This is a genomic window from Aeromonas sp. FDAARGOS 1418, from assembly GCF_019048585.1.
Taxonomy (GTDB): domain Bacteria; phylum Pseudomonadota; class Gammaproteobacteria; order Enterobacterales; family Aeromonadaceae; genus Aeromonas; species Aeromonas caviae.
In genome coordinates, this window is the sequence record NZ_CP077387.1 from 1542107 (window position 1) to 1556625 (window position 14519).

The 14519-nt window shown below is 62.0% G+C and carries 8 protein-coding genes, 8 tRNA genes and 1 pseudogene; 13 read left to right on the forward strand and 4 right to left on the reverse strand.

Going from position 1 to position 14519, the window contains the following annotated elements; translation table 11 throughout:
* Nucleotides 1-7: 7 nt before the first annotated feature.
* The 8 genes from I6L48_RS07460 to I6L48_RS07495 all read left to right on the forward strand — a co-directional run bounded on the left by I6L48_RS07460 (nt 8) and on the right by I6L48_RS07495 (nt 756).
* Nucleotides 8-83: transfer RNA gene (locus I6L48_RS07460), tRNA-Lys, on the forward strand.
* Between the two features lie 19 nt (nt 84-102).
* Nucleotides 103-178: transfer RNA gene (locus tag I6L48_RS07465), tRNA-Val, on the forward strand.
* Between the two features lie 22 nt (nt 179-200).
* Nucleotides 201-276 (forward strand) — tRNA-Lys (locus tag I6L48_RS07470).
* 19 nt (nt 277-295) lie between these two features.
* Nucleotides 296-371, forward strand: a tRNA-Val gene (locus tag I6L48_RS07475).
* Between the two features lie 22 nt (nt 372-393).
* A tRNA-Lys gene (locus I6L48_RS07480) sits at nt 394-469 on the forward strand.
* Between the two features lie 19 nt (nt 470-488).
* A tRNA-Val gene (locus tag I6L48_RS07485) sits at nt 489-564 on the forward strand.
* Nucleotides 565-585: 21 nt separating this feature from the next.
* Nucleotides 586-661: transfer RNA gene (locus I6L48_RS07490), tRNA-Lys, on the forward strand.
* A gap of 19 nt (nt 662-680) precedes the next feature.
* Nucleotides 681-756 (forward strand) — tRNA-Val (locus I6L48_RS07495).
* A 47-nt stretch (nt 757-803) separates the two neighbouring features.
* Here the strand turns inward: I6L48_RS07495 and I6L48_RS07500 are convergent.
* Nucleotides 804-2909 (reverse strand): annotated as a pseudogene (locus I6L48_RS07500) (methyl-accepting chemotaxis protein).
* A gap of 142 nt (nt 2910-3051) precedes the next feature.
* On the opposite strand from I6L48_RS07500, the gene nadA reads away from it, so the two are divergent.
* Nucleotides 3052-4125: a quinolinate synthase NadA gene (gene nadA, locus I6L48_RS07505; RefSeq protein ID WP_010672880.1), complete on the forward strand. Its 1074-nt coding sequence runs from the start codon at nt 3052-3054 to the stop codon at nt 4123-4125.
* 71 nt (nt 4126-4196) lie between these two features.
* On the opposite strand, the gene I6L48_RS07510 is transcribed toward nadA, so the two are convergent.
* The gene (locus I6L48_RS07510; protein ID WP_216987905.1) at nt 4197-5057 is read right to left on the reverse strand and encodes a D-hexose-6-phosphate mutarotase; all 861 of its coding nucleotides are present in this window, start codon (nt 5055-5057) and stop codon (nt 4197-4199) included.
* Between the two features lie 105 nt (nt 5058-5162).
* Complete coding sequence (gene gap / locus I6L48_RS07515) at nt 5163-6158, reverse strand: type I glyceraldehyde-3-phosphate dehydrogenase (protein ID WP_010672882.1); 996 nt, start codon at nt 6156-6158, stop codon at nt 5163-5165.
* A gap of 346 nt (nt 6159-6504) precedes the next feature.
* Here gap and malQ point away from each other — a divergent pair, with 346 nt between their 5' ends.
* The 4 genes from malQ (at nt 6505) to msrB (ending at nt 13535) form a co-directional block, all read left to right on the forward strand.
* Nucleotides 6505-8694: a 4-alpha-glucanotransferase gene (gene malQ, locus I6L48_RS07520; protein ID WP_113069649.1), complete on the forward strand. Its 2190-nt coding sequence runs from the start codon at nt 6505-6507 to the stop codon at nt 8692-8694.
* Nucleotides 8695-8776: 82 nt separating this feature from the next.
* Entirely contained in the window at nt 8777-10954 is a 2178-nt protein-coding gene (glgB, locus tag I6L48_RS07525; protein ID WP_113069650.1) for a 1,4-alpha-glucan branching protein GlgB, read from the forward strand.
* Nucleotides 10954-13092 carry a glycogen debranching protein GlgX gene (glgX, locus tag I6L48_RS07530; RefSeq protein ID WP_216987906.1) on the forward strand — a complete coding sequence of 713 codons (2139 nt, stop codon included), beginning with the start codon at nt 10954-10956 and terminating at the stop codon, nt 13090-13092. The genes glgB and glgX overlap by 1 nt, the downstream gene beginning before the upstream one ends.
* A gap of 56 nt (nt 13093-13148) precedes the next feature.
* Entirely contained in the window at nt 13149-13535 is a 387-nt protein-coding gene (gene msrB, locus I6L48_RS07535; RefSeq protein ID WP_010672886.1) for a peptide-methionine (R)-S-oxide reductase MsrB, read from the forward strand.
* Between the two features lie 70 nt (nt 13536-13605).
* Here msrB and I6L48_RS07540 read toward each other — a convergent pair whose 3' ends face one another.
* Nucleotides 13606-14475: a GyrI-like domain-containing protein gene (locus tag I6L48_RS07540; protein ID WP_103244249.1), complete on the reverse strand. Its 870-nt coding sequence runs from the start codon at nt 14473-14475 to the stop codon at nt 13606-13608.
* Nucleotides 14476-14519 lie beyond the last annotated feature (44 nt).

Below are 14519 nucleotides of genomic sequence, written 5' to 3' on the forward strand. Positions count from 1 at the left end.
TTTAGATGGGTCGTTAGCTCAGTCGGTAGAGCAGTTGACTTTTAATCAATTGGTCGCTGGTTCGAATCCAGCACGACCCACCATCATTTCAGTCATATCCCAGGTCGTTTAGCTCAGCTGGGAGAGCACCTCCCTTACAAGGAGGGGGTCACTGGTTCGAGCCCAGTAACGACCACCATGCTTTAAAAAATGATTTCGATGGGTCGTTAGCTCAGTCGGTAGAGCAGTTGACTTTTAATCAATTGGTCGCTGGTTCGAATCCAGCACGACCCACCATCATTTCAGTCATATCCCAGGTCGTTTAGCTCAGCTGGGAGAGCACCTCCCTTACAAGGAGGGGGTCACTGGTTCGAGCCCAGTAACGACCACCATGCTTTAAAAAATGATTTCGATGGGTCGTTAGCTCAGTCGGTAGAGCAGTTGACTTTTAATCAATTGGTCGCTGGTTCGAATCCAGCACGACCCACCATCATTTCAGTCATATCCCAGGTCGTTTAGCTCAGCTGGGAGAGCACCTCCCTTACAAGGAGGGGGTCACTGGTTCGAGCCCAGTAACGACCACCATGCTTTAAAAATGATTTCGATGGGTCGTTAGCTCAGTCGGTAGAGCAGTTGACTTTTAATCAATTGGTCGCTGGTTCGAATCCAGCACGACCCACCATCATTTAAGTCTTGTCCCAGGTCGTTTAGCTCAGCTGGGAGAGCACCTCCCTTACAAGGAGGGGGTCACTGGTTCGAGCCCAGTAACGACCACCATATTGAAAAGCCCGCAGCGATGCGGGCTTTTTCGTTTCCGTCTCTCATCAGGTTCGCAGTCGATCCAGCTCGCTTGCCAGGGTGGTGGCCGCCTGTTCCAGTGCCTCGCTCAGGCGCTGGCTGGCATTGGCCTCTTGTCCCAGGGTGGTGGCGGCGTCGCCGATGCGCATCAGGTTCTGGTTGATGGTGTCGCTCACGGCACTCTGCTGCTCGGCGGCGGTCGCCACCTGGCTGATGTGATCATGGATCTGCTGGATCTGGGTGACCACCTGATTGAGTGCCTCGAAGGCCTGCTCCGTGCCTTCAACCGTGCTCACCGAGCGGGCGATCCCCGTGCTCATCAACTGCTGGCTGCTGGTGACCTCGGTTTGCAGGCTGCCGATGAGCTGGCCTATCTCGTCGGTGGATGAGCGGGTCTTGTTGGCCAGCGCCCTCACCTCGTCCGCCACGACGGCAAAACCCCTGCCCATGTCGCCGGCCCGCGCCGCCTCGATGGCTGCGTTGAGGGCCAGCAGGTTGGTCTGTTCGGCAATGGCCCGGATCACATCGAGAATATGGCTGATATTGGTGCTGCGCTGGGCGACCTGGGCGACCGCCTTGTCGGCCTGATGCATGTCCTCGACCAGGGTATGGATCTCGTTGCGGGCCCTGCTCAAGGTCTGCTGGGCCGTGCTGACATGGTGGGTCGCCGCTTCAGACTCCTGCGCCGCCTGTTCCGCATAGCCCGCCACACTGACTGCCGTGGTGCTCATCTCGTGCATGGCGCTGACCACGCTCTCCAGCTCCAGGCTCTGCTCATCCAGGCTGCTGCGCATGGCATCGGCCGTCTGCTTCATGCCCCTGGCCTGCTGATGCACCTGTTGCCCAATCTGCTTGCTGCCCTGCACCATGGCCCTCAGCTTGCCGAGGAAGGCATTGAGATGCCTGCCCAGCTCGATGAGCTCCTGGTGGGTGTCGATACGCATCTGCTGGGTCAGGTCGCCTTCATTGCTGGCGAGGTGGGAGACGTGGCGGCTGATGAGGGAGAGGGGCGCCGTGATGGTCTGGATGAACCAGACAAGCAAGCCCAGGGCCACCAGGGTGATGACAACGATGGCAACCAGCTGCTGCTGCTGGGTAGCCTGCAACAGGCTGCCGAGCTGCTGGCTGATGGTGTTGGCCTGGCTGAGGGCGAGGGCCTTGGGCACCTTGATCATCAGCCACCACTGGTTGTCGGCGGCATCGATCCGTATGGGCTGCTGCAGGATGAAATCGCTGTCGGTATCGGCGGGGTGTCCATTCGGGGCAACCAGTCCGGCCTCTGTCAGGGGGCGCCCCAGTTTGTCCGAATGGCGGTTGCTGCCGACGATGAAGCCCGTCTTGCTGGCCAGGGTGACCTCGGCCATGTTGTCATAGAGGCTCTTGCCAAGGTGCTCGGCCAGTTGCTGGAAGATGGGCAGGTTCATGTCGACCCCGGTGATCCCGGCAAACTTGCCATCCTTGAGGACGGGCACCGTCAGGCTGGTCATCAGCATCTTCTGGCCAGGGCTTATCTCGTAGAGGTAGGGTTCCATCAGGCAGGGGCGACGTGTCTCGCGACCGCAGAGATACCACTCGCTGTTGCGAATGCCGAATTCATTGCGCGAGGTGTCGAACTTGGCGTCACTGGTGGCGGCATCTATGGTCTGCTGCGCGATGTTTCCGTTCTATTCCCGGGTGAAGTAGACCTCGAGACTGCCCTTGCCGGCAACCGAATGGCTGGCGCCCGTCTGCCAGTCGGCGTCCTGTCCGTCGTAACCGTTGGGTTCGAACTGGGCGTAGATGGAACTGATCCCGTTTGCCTGGCGCAGGCGGCTGCCAAGCAGGAGCTCTACTTGCGGGCGACTCAGCCGCTGGTCCGGCTGGGCCATGCTTCCTTCAAGCTGCGCCGCCATGCCGAGCGGTATCTGATAGGCCTGCTGCAACTGGTCTTCGATCTGCACGGCATACCGCTCTGCCTGGAATTGCAGGGAACGGGAAACCTCCTGCTCCAGGGCGCCACGGGTCTGCGCCATGATGTCATCGCGCAGGCCGTTCAGCGAGGAGGACTGTATCCATGTCATGGCGACGCCACTGGCGAGAAAAAGTCCCAGCGTGAGCAACAACAACTTGGTCTTGAGCGAACGTTGTTTCATTCGACAACTCCTTTTGGCAAGAATGACAACGATATGGTCGGAGCGGGTCCTGACAGTTGTACTGTACTGGATTTGTTGATGGGTTTGTGCACGGCTTCTGGTTATAATTTTGGCCTTCCCGAGCGTTGATGGAACAGTCGCAATGAGCAATGCACTGAGCAGTATTCCGCCGGTAGTCGAGATGGACTACCCCTTCCCGGCCAAACCACAGCCCCTGACTCCCGAGCAGAAGGCGACCCTGATCGCCGAGATCAAGGTACTGCTGCAGGCGCGCCAGGCCGTGCTGGTTGCCCATTACTACACGGATCCCGAGATCCAGGCCCTGGCAGAAGCCACCGGTGGCTTCGTGGGTGACTCCCTGGAGATGGCCCGCTTCGGTCGCGACCATGCAGCCCAGACCCTGATCGTGGCCGGTGTGCGCTTCATGGGAGAGACCTCCAAGATCCTGAGCCCCCACAAGCGGGTGCTGATGCCGACGCTGGAGGCCGAGTGCTCCCTTGATCTGGGTTGTCCCATCGACCAGTTCTCCGCCTTCTGCGATGCCCACCCCGATCACATCGTGGTGGTCTATGCCAATACCTCGGCAGCGGTGAAAGCACGGGCCGACTGGGTGGTCACCTCCAGTATTGCGCTGGAGATCGTCGAACATCTGGACAGTCAGGGTCACAAGATCATCTGGGGCCCGGACAGACACCTCGGCGCCTACATCGAGAAGAAGACAGGGGCCGAGATGCTGCGCTGGCAGGGTCACTGCATCGTGCACGACGAGTTCAAGGCCAAGGCGCTGCGCGAGCTCAAGGCCCAGAACCCGGATGCCGCCGTGCTGGTGCACCCGGAGTCCCCGGCCTCCGTCATCGAGCTGGCGGATGCGGTGGGGTCCACCAGCCAGCTCATCAAGGCCGCCAAAGAGCTGCCCCAGCAGAAACTGATCGTGGCGACCGATCGCGGCATCTTCTACAAGATGCAGCAGGCCTGCCCGGAGAAGGAGATGGTGGAGGCGCCCACCGGCGGTGATGGTGCCACCTGCCGCAGCTGCGCCCACTGCCCCTGGATGGCGATGAACGGCCTGGTGGCCATCAAGGAAGCCCTGACCGACGGTGCCGAGCGTCACGAGATCCATGTGGATGAGGCACTGCGTCTCAAAGCGCTTGTCCCGCTCGATCGCATGCTGGATTTCGCCGCCGAGCTCAAGCTCAAGACCCAGGGCAACGCCTGATCGTCGCTGATGGCAAGATGCAAAGAGGGCTCCCGCGGGAGCCCTCTTTAATTTATCCGTCAGCCGTATCGTCAGATGATGACGGTGGAGAAGCTGTGCTCCTCGTCGGGCACGACGGTGATCCCGTCCTCGGCGGTGATGGCCGCCTCGACACAGAGCATGGTGCGATAACCGTCGTCACTCATGTCGGCCATGGCGCTGGCCCCTTCCTGCCAGGGGGTCCAGACCACCACGCTGTCGTGGTTGCCGCTGACCACCCGGGTGGTGCGCTCACCATCCTGCACGCTGACCATGGGATCGGGCTGGCGGTAGATGCGATCCATGGCTGCGGTGACGGTCAGCGCTCCCTGTTGCAGTTCGTTTCGGCCGGTCAGCTTGTCCAGATAGGGTTCGCCGAGGCCGGTCACGGTTACCGCTTCCGGCGCACTGATCTGCAGGTAGGTGTGCAGGGCGGCATTGTAGGTGAGCGCTGACTTGCCGGTGTTGCGGGTGGTCAGCACCAGGGAAAGCTCCTTGCCGACCAGTACGTCCAGCTCCAGCTCGAAGGCATGGGGCCAGAGCGTCCTGCTGGCATCGTTGTCACGCAGGGAGAGGTGGACGAGTGTGCCATCCCCGTGATCGGAGACCCCATCCAGCGTCCACAGGCAGTTGCGTGCGAAGCCATGAGCCGACTTGCCGCTGCCAACGCGAGCGGGGGAGGGGCCGAACCAGGGCCAGCAGAGGGGAATGCCGCCGCGAATGGGCTTGCTGCCATCCAGTATCGCCTTGTCGCTGAGCCAGAGAGAGGCCGGTTCACCATGGCGTTGGTAACGCAGCACATGGGCGCCAAACAGGCTTATCTCGGCCCTGGCGTGCTCATTGTCTATGGTCAGCAGGGGCAGGCCATCCTGGCTCAGGGTGCAGTGGGCAGTCAGCGTACGTGTCGGTGTCATAAAGGCTCCAGTGCTCGGGGACATTCAGAAAGGGTCCGTGATTCAGAATACAAAAAGGCGGCCATTGGCCGCCTTTTTTCAAGCTACGCGATTGCGCATCCCAAATTACTTGGAGATGTGAGCGATCAGGTCCAGAACCTTGCTGGAGTAGCCCATTTCGTTGTCGTACCAGGAGACGACTTTCACGAAGGTCTTGTTCAGCTGGATACCAGCCTTGGCATCGAACACGGAAGTCTGACGCTCACCCAGGAAGTCGGTGGAAACCACTTCGTCTTCGGTGTAGCCCAGCACGCCCTTCATGGCGCCTTCGGAGGCAGCCTTCATGGCCTGGCAGATTTCAGCGTAGGACGCTTCTTTCTTCAGGTTGACGGTCAGGTCAACAACGGACACGTCCGGAGTCGGCACGCGGAAGGCCATGCCGGTCAGCTTGCCGTTCAGTTCCGGGATGACCACGCCAACAGCCTTGGCAGCACCGGTAGAGGACGGGATGATGTTCTGAGCCGCACCGCGGCCACCGCGCCAGTCTTTGGCAGACGGACCATCAACGGTCTTCTGGGTAGCAGTGGTAGCGTGAACGGTGGTCATCAGGCCGGATTCGATACCGAAGGTATCGTTCAGAACCTTGGCGATGGGGGCCAGGCAGTTGGTGGTGCAGGAAGCGTTGGAAACGATGTCCTGGCCAGCGTAGGAATCCTGGTTGACGCCCATGACGAACATCGGGGTAGCGTCTTTGGACGGACCGGTCAGTACGACTTTCTTGGCACCGGCAGCGATGTGCTTGCGAGCGGTTTCGTCGGTCAGGAACAGACCGGTTGCTTCGGCAACAACGTCAACACCGATTTCGCCCCATTTCAGGTTGGCCGGGTCACGTTCAGCGGTAACACGTACGGTTTTGCCGTTGACGATCAGGTTGCCGTCTTTGACTTCAACAGTGCCCTTGAAGCGACCGTGAGTGGAGTCGTACTTCAGCATGTAAGCCATGTAGTCAACGTCGATCAGGTCGTTGATACCAACCACTTCGATGTCAGCACGCTCAGCGGCCAGACGGAAAACGAAACGACCGATACGGCCAAAACCGTTAATACCTACTTTGATAGTCATAATTGGTTACCTAACTGTTCAGTAGTCAAAGAAAATTCCGTTTGTAAATTTACTAGAACTCCCTCGCGAGTCAACCAACAATCTGCGCGAAATTGCGCTATATCATGAAAAACTGTGAAATTTATTTTCGGTTTATGTAACTGGCTACCAACTTTTGTTGAATGCATCATCAGCAAAGTCGGTGGCAGAGAACAACAATAGTGCCTGCCCGGTCACACATCCAGCCGGGGAGATATGTAAAAATGTGCGCGGTTTAGCATGGCCAAAGAGCCACTGTTCAAGTACCAACCATAAAAATTAATCACAAAATAGCGTAGACAGAATCCACAGCGGGAATTCTCAAACTATGACCACCCTGATTGAACAGCTGGCTGCCGTCAAAGGCATTGCCAGTGAGTATGTTGATGCCTGGGGCCAGCCGGCCTTGGTATCGGAAGAGAGCAAGGCCGCCATGCTGGGCGCCATGGGCTACCGCGTCGATGACGAGGCCGCCCTGTCCGAACAGCTTGAGCAGGAGCACCGCCAGCACTGGCTGCGCGCGCTGGATCCCGTGATGGTGGTACGCAGCGGCGACGCCGTTACTCTTGAGGTTCGCCTCCCCATCGAATTCGTCAACGATGCCCTCACCTGGCAGCTCCAGCAGGAGCAGGGTGCAGTGCTGTCCGGTCAACTCACCCCCATCGAGGGTGAGCTGGTCGGGGTGGCCGAGTTCGAGGAGATGGAGTGCCAGGCCTATCGCGTCACCCTGGATGTGCAGCCTGCGCTGGGTTATCACCAGCTCATCCTGCTTGAAGAGGGCAATGACGAGCCGCTGGCCACCATGCGTCTCATCGTCGCCCCCAAATCCTGCTACAAGCAGGCGCCCATCGCCAATGGTCGCAAGGTGTGGGGCCCGAGCGTCCAGCTCTACTGCCTGCGCAGCCGCCACAACTGGGGCATCGGCGATTTCAGCGATCTCGGCCAGCTGGTTGAGAATGCCGCCGCCTGGGGAGCCCACTTCGTCGGTCTTAACCCCATTCATGCCCTCTATCCGGCCAACCCGGAGAGTGCCAGCCCTTACAGCCCCTCTTCCCGTCGCTGGCTCAACGTCGCCTATATCGATGTGGAAGCGGTGCCCGAATTCCTGGGCAACGATCGCCTGAAAGCGGAAGTGGCGAGCCCGGCCTTCCAGCAGCACCTCACCTCCCTGCGGGTCAAGGACAATGTGGATTACACCGGCGTCATCCAGACCAAGATCGGGATGCTGCGTCAGGTGTTCGACCAGGCCAGCTTCAGTGCCGAGCGTCAGGCTGCGTTCGATGCCTTTGTGGCTGCCGGCGGTGACAGCCTGCAACAGCAGGCAGCGTTTGACGCCCTGCAGGCCCACTTCTATGCCAAGGGCGAGAATGCCTGGGGCTGGCCGGTCTGGCCCGAGGCGCTGCGCGATTACCACAACCCCGAAGTGGCGGCCTGGATGGCCGAGCACCAGCAGGATGTGGCCTTCTACCTCTATCTGCAGTTCCTGGCTGACGAGCAGCTGGCCCGGGCCGATGCCCGCGCCAAGGCCGCCGGCATGGTGATGGGGATCTACCGGGATCTGGCGGTCGGCGTCTCCGAAGGCTCCACCGAGATCTGGGCAAACCGGGACCTCTACTGCCCGAAAGCCTCGGTCGGTGCACCGCCCGACATTCTCGGCCCCCTCGGCCAGAACTGGGGCCTGCCCCCCATGAACCCGAACCAGCTGTTCGAGGCCGCCTACCAGCCCATGGTGGATCTGTTCCGTGCCAACATGCGCTCCTGCGGCGCCCTGCGCATCGACCACGTGATGGCCTTGCTGCGTCTGTGGTGGGTGCCGCCCGGAGAGTCCGCCGCCAAGGGGGCCTACATCTATTATCCGGTGAACGATCTGCTGGGGATCCTGGCCCTCGAGTCTCATCGCAACCAGTGCCTGCTGATCGGCGAGGATCTGGGGACCGTGCCAGAGGGGATCGACGTGACCCTGAAAGAGAACGGCGTCCACTCCTACAAGGTGTTCTTCTTCGAGCGTTCCAAGGACGATGGTGGCTTCATCTCCCCGGCGCACTACGCCGAGCAGGCGATGTCCGCCCTGACCACCCACGACATGCCGACCCTCAAAGGCTTCTGGCACTGCGACGATCTGGCGCTGGGACGCGAACTGGGCCTGTACCCGGATGAAGACGTACTCAAGACCCTGTATGCTGATCGCCACCAGGCCAAGCAGCGTATCCTTGACAGCCTGCATGCTCATGGGGTCATCTCTGGCAATATCAGTCAAGACGTGAACTGGGTCGGCATGAATACCGAGCTCAACCACGGTCTGCAACTGCACATGTCCCGCGGCAGCTGTGCCCTGTTCAGCACCCAGCTCGAAGACTGGCTGGAGATGGACAAGCCGGTCAACGTGCCGGGTACCAGCTACGAGTACCCCAACTGGCGTCGCAAGCTCTCCCGGGATCTGGAGGATATCTTCGCCGACGAGGCGCTCAAGAATCTGGCGGGCAAGATGAGCCGGGCCCGTGACGAGGCCAGCCGTTGAGCCTTGAACGCCAACATGTGACTCACTTTCATCCGCTTCGGCTTCGGCCGAAGCGGATGTTCAGCCATCAAAGGAAATGTCGATGCCCGTTGAACGTTTGGTTGCCGCCCGCTGTGCCGATCCCTTCTCCCATCTAGGCCTGCTGGCCAATCCGGATGGGCCAGGCCTGAAACTCACCGCCTGGTTGCCCGATGCACTCGAGGTCCGGGTCAGGGATCTCAAGTCAGGCAAGATAGTTGCCACCCTGACCGCCGCTGACGAAGCGGGCCTCTTTGAAACTGTTTTCACCCGCCGCAAGAATCTCTTCCCCTACCAGCTCATCGCGACCTACGCCGACGCCAGTGCCGACATCATCGACCCCTATCAGTTCCAGGCCGCCGCCTGGGAGGGGCTGGCGGAACTCACCTGGCAACCGGAAAACCTCTACCACACCCTCGGCGCCCAGTTGCGCACCGTGACGCACCTCGGCCAGCAGGTGGAAGGAGTGCGCTTTGCCGTCTACGCGCCGAGCGCAACCGCCGTGAGCCTCATCGGCGATTTCAACTTCTGGGATGGCCGCCGTCACCCCATGCAGCGCAGCCAGTGCGGCCACTGGGTGCTGTTCGTGCCGGGGCTCAAGTCCGGGGATCGCTACAAGTTCGAACTGAAAGACCCGGCGGGCAATCGCCTGCCCCACAAGAGCGACCCGGTGGGCTTCTACAGCGAGCAGTACCCCTCGTTCGCCTCCGTGGTCTATGACCACGGCCAGTACCAGTGGCAGGACGCCGCCTGGCGCGAGAGTCAGCTCAATGACAAGCGCGAGCAGCCCCTCTCCATCTACGAGCTGCACGTGGGCTCCTGGAAGCGTCACTCCAACGGCGACAGCCTGAGCTGGCGCGAGCTGGCGGTGGAACTGGTGGAGTACATCAAGGAGATGGAGTACACCCACATCGAGCTGCTGCCGGTCTCCGAGCACCCCTTCAGCGGCTCCTGGGGCTACCAGCCGGTGGGCATGTTCTCTCCCACCAGCCGCTACGGCACGGCCGACGATTTCAAATACTTCGTGGATCAGTGCCACCAGGCGGGGATCGGCGTGATTCTGGATTGGGTGCCCGCCCACTTCCCGTCCGATGCCCACGGCCTGGCCCGCTTCGACGGCACGCCGCTCTACGAGTACGAAGATCCGCGCCGTGGCTGGCACCCGGACTGGAACTCCTACATCTATGACTTCGGTCGCGACACCGTGCGCCAGTTCCTGGTGGCCAGCGCCCTGTTCTGGCTCGACAAGTTCCACATCGACGGCCTGCGGGTGGATGCGGTCGCCTCCATGCTCTATCTGGATTACTCCCGCAACGCCGGTGAGTGGGTGCCCAACGTCGATGGCGGCAACCACAACTACGAGGCGATCAGCCTCTTGAAGTGGACCAACGAGGAGGTGTACGGCAAGTACCCCCACGCCATGACCATCGCCGAGGAGTCCACCGCCTTTGCCGGGGTCTCCCGTCCCACCTTCCTTGGCGGCCTGGGGTTTGGCTTCAAGTGGAATATGGGCTGGATGCACGACACCCTCAGCTACATGCAGAAAGAGCCCATTCACCGTCGCTACCACCACAACGACATGACCTTCTCCATGGTGTACCACTATGACGAGAACTTCATTCTGTCCCTCTCCCACGACGAGGTGGTCCACGGCAAGCACTCCCTGCTCTACAAGATGCCCGGGGACGAGTGGCAGCAGGCCGCCAACCTGCGCGCCTACATGGGCTTCATGTATGCCCACCCCGGCAAGAAGCTCAACTTCATGGGCACCGAGATCGCCCAGAGCAACGAGTGGAATCATGATGCCCAGCTGCCCTGGCACCTGTTGCAGTACCCCAGGCACGGCGGCCAGCAGCGGCTGATCCGGGATCTCAACCACCTCTATCGTCATGAACCTGCCTTGTATCAGGCGGATTATGAACAGGCCGGTTTCCGCTGGCTGGATCACCAGGACGCGGACAACAGCATCTTCGCCTGGCTGCGGGCCGACAAGCTGGGGGCCCATCCGCTGGTGGTGGCCTGCAACTTCACCCCGGTGCCGCGCATTGGTTACCGTCTCGGGGTGCCGGCTGCCGGTCGCTATCGGGTGGTGCTCAACACCGACAGCGAGCATTACTGGGGCAGCAACTATGATGTGGGTCTGGTCTTCGTCGCCGAGGCGACCCCCTGGCAGGGGATGGCACACAGCCTGGTGCTGGACTTGCCGCCGCTCGCGACCTTGTTCATCAAACAGGAGTCCTGATGTTTGAAATGGAAAACGGGGTAGATCACCCGCTTGGTGCCCGTCTGGACGAGACGGGCTGCCACTTCTGTGTCTGGGCTCCCCAATCGGACAAGGTGGAGCTCTGCCTGTTCGACGACGAGGAGCAGGAGCTGGCGCGTCTCCCCTTGCCCGGTCGGCGCGGCCAGTACTGGTTCGGCCACGTGCGCGGGGTCAAGGCTGGTCAGCGCTATGGCTACCGGGTGCATGGCTCTCCCCAGGAGGGGTTGCTGTTCGACCCGGACAAGCTGCTGATAGACCCCTATGCCAGGGCGCTCAGCCGTGCCACCCACTGGGACGACGCCCTCTACGAGGGGGACAGCGCGGCCATGGTGGGCAAGTCGGTGGTGGTGGACGATGCCTTCGACTGGCAGGGGGTCGGCAAGCCCGGCATCCCGCCGGAGCGGGTCGTGCTCTACGAGACCCACGTCAAGGGGTTCACCCGCCAGCACCCCGGCATCCCCAAGGCGTTGCAGGGCACCTATCTGGGCATCAGCCACCCGCTGATGATCGAGCATCTGCAGGGGCTGGGGGTGACCTCGGTCCAGCTGATGCCGGTGGCGGCCTTCATGTCCGAGCCCAGGCTCGAGCAGCTGGGGCTGACCAACTACTGGGGCTACAACCCCATCGCCTTCTTCGCGCCCGAACCGCGCTACGGGGCGAAGGATGCGGTGACCGAGTTCAAGACCATGGTGCGCGAGCTGCACCGGGCGGGGCTCGAGGTGATCCTGGACGTGGTCTACAACCACACCGCGGAGTCGGGTTTCGACGGCCCCATGCTCTCCCTCAAGGGGTTTGACAACGCGGGCTACTACGCCTTCGAGTCGGGGGCCCACGGTCCGGATTACCATCGCCACGCCAACGTCACCGGCTGCGGCAACAGTGTCAATCTGGATCACCCCAACACCCTGCGGCTGGTGCTCGATGCCCTGCGCTACTGGGTCACCGAGATGCAGGTGGACGGTTTTCGCTTCGATCTGGCGGTCACCCTGGCGCGGGAGGCGGGGGAGTTCGATCCCATGAGCGCCTTCTTCAAGGCCATGATGGCGGATCCCGTGCTGGCGCGGGTCAGGCTCATCGCCGAACCCTGGGACATCGGCCCCTTCGGCTATCGTCTCGGCCAGTTTCCGAGCCAGTGGCTGGAGATCAACGATCGTTACCGCGATACGGTGCGCGCCTTCTGGCGCGGGGATGCGGGCAAGATGGGGGATTTTGCCACCCGTCTGGTGGGCTCGCGGGATCTCTTCCCGAAGAACTGGCGCTCCCCCCACACCAGCGTCAACTACCTCTGCTATCACGACGGCTTCACCCTCGAGGACCTGGTCTCCTACAACCAGCGCCACAACCAGGCCAACGGCGAGGACAACCGGGACGGCCACGGCAACAACCTCTCCAGCAACCACGGGGTGGAGGGGCCGACCCTGGACCCGCGCATCAACAACCTGCGCCAGCAGCAGAAGCGCAACCTGATCGCCACCCTGCTGCTGTCACAGGGGACGCCCCACTTCCTCGCCGGGGACGAGATGGGCCGCAGCCAGCTCGGCAACAACAACGCCTACTGTCAGGACAACCAGATAAGCTGGGTGAACTGGCAACTGCGCCCGGAGGACGAGCGGCTGCTCGCTTTCACCCGCCAGATGATGGCGCTGCGGGCGGAGTCCGGGGTCTTCTCCAACCTGCAACTGAGCGACGACGGCTGGAACGGCAAGGCGACCAGCTGTCACCAGGTGAACTGGTATCACCCGGACGGCCATCAGCTCACCGATCAGGACTGGCACGCCCCCATGGGGCAGGCGTTTGCCATGGACATCGGCATGATTGGCTGCTCCGGGGAGCGCTGGTACGTGCTGTTCAACGCCAGCGACTATGACATCCAGTTCCGCCTGCCGCCGCCGGGGGAGGGCATGGAGTGGATCCAGACCATCGACACCGCCACCAACGACGGCCTGCCCTTCCTGCCGGACGACATCAAGCGGCAGGTGGCGGTGGGGCGTGCCCACTCCCTCAAGCTGCTGGAGCGGGTCGCCCTGCTGGCGGCGGTGCTGGCGAGCGAAGGGGTGGTGGCAGCGGATGTTGTCGCCGTGTTGCCAACGGGATCACAGTTCCCGCTGGCGGGGTAGAGCCAGGCGCCCTGACTGGGTATGCTGGGCACCGTTATCAGTGGTGAGGAGCCGGAATGAGCAGTAACAACCCTGAACAGTGGCGCGACAAGCTGAGTGCAGAGCAGTTCCACGTCTGCTGGGAGAAAGGGACCGAGCGTCCCTACAGCGGTGCCCTGCTGCACAACCGCAAGAGCGGCGATTACCACTGCGTCTGCTGCAAGCAGGTGCTGTTCCACTCAGGAGCCAAGTTCGACGCGGGCTGCGGCTGGCCCTCGTTCGACCGGGCCATCGAGGGGACGGTGACCTACACCGAGGACAACAGCCACGGCATGAAGCGGGTGGAGATCACCTGCAGCCAGTGCGGCTCCCACCTCGGCCACGTCTTCCCCGACGGGCCGACCGAGACCGGCCAGCGCTACTGCGTCAACAGCCTGAGCCTGGATTTCGAGCCCGACGCCTGATCCCCGACACGACCAGCGGCGCCTCCCTTCGGAGGCGCCGCTTTTTTATCTCCCCCTGTCAGGTGCCGGGCTATGCCAGCGGCAGGTAGATGTCGGTGACCAGCTCATGGGTGGGCACCTCGTGTACAAAGTTGTGGTAGTGGAAGAAGAGTGGAAAATCCCGCAGCTCTTCGCCGCTGGCGGGCAGCCAGTCGCGGTAGAGCGCCCGGGCACAGTCGGCCAGGAGGTCGTGGGAGCCGTGGTGGCGTACCACGGCGCAGCGCCCGGCCGGGATGAGGGCATTCTTCACGCCCCACTCATTGTCCTCGGCGACGGGGGCCTCGACGCTGCCGCAGAGGGTAAAGCGAAACGCCGCACCCTCCGTCGTGGCGGGGTCGTCCGGCGCCAGGCCATAGGTCCGGCTGGTGGCGACCGGGGAGCCGCCCGTGGCCTTGCGCCACTGGATGAAGCGCGCCGCGGTGTCGTTGATGCGCTCGGGCAGGCCCTGATGGGTCAGGGCGGCGACGGCGGTCTGCGGGAACTGGATGATGTCGACTCGCATGGGGTCAATCCTCTTTGTGGGGGGCCGTGGCAGGCAGCGATGCCAGCTGGCCCAGTCCGGGTGCTGCCTGAACTGGCTGGGCGTCAGGCCGAACGTCTGCTTGAAGGCGCGACTGAAAGATTCGCCATGCTGGAAGCCGGCATCGAGGGCGATATCAGTCACCTTGTCCAGAGGAGCGAATGCCAACCGGTAAGAGGCCCGCTTTAGCCGCAGCAGCTGGATGTAACGCCCCAGCGGCACGCCGCAGTAAGCGGCAAATTGCCGATGAAAGTGAAAGGGCGAAAAGTGCGCCACGGCGCTGAGCCGCTCCAGCGACAGGTCGTCGTCGAGATGGCGCTCGATGTGCTCTGTCACCGTTTGAAAGCGTCGGCGGTAGGACTCTGTCTGGTTGTGATCCATGGTCTCTCCTCTGTGCCGCCCACTATCGGCCAACGGGCCCGAGC

Bases quoted from the DNA above. Each gene is read 5' to 3' on its own strand.
- gap (WP_010672882.1), bottom strand. From the start codon at position 6,158: ATGACTATCAAAGTAGGTATTAACGGTTTTGGCCGTATCGGTCGTTTC.
- glgB (WP_113069650.1), top strand. From the start codon at position 8,777: ATGCCCGTTGAACGTTTGGTTGCCGCCCGCTGTGCCGATCCCTTCTCC.
- malQ (WP_113069649.1), top strand. From the start codon at position 6,505: ATGACCACCCTGATTGAACAGCTGGCTGCCGTCAAAGGCATTGCCAGT.
- I6L48_RS07540 (WP_103244249.1), bottom strand. From the start codon at position 14,475: ATGGATCACAACCAGACAGAGTCCTACCGCCGACGCTTTCAAACGGTG.
- msrB (WP_010672886.1), top strand. From the start codon at position 13,149: ATGAGCAGTAACAACCCTGAACAGTGGCGCGACAAGCTGAGTGCAGAG.
- nadA (WP_010672880.1), top strand. From the start codon at position 3,052: ATGAGCAATGCACTGAGCAGTATTCCGCCGGTAGTCGAGATGGACTAC.
- glgX (WP_216987906.1), top strand. From the start codon at position 10,954: ATGTTTGAAATGGAAAACGGGGTAGATCACCCGCTTGGTGCCCGTCTG.
- I6L48_RS07510 (WP_216987905.1), bottom strand. From the start codon at position 5,057: ATGACACCGACACGTACGCTGACTGCCCACTGCACCCTGAGCCAGGAT.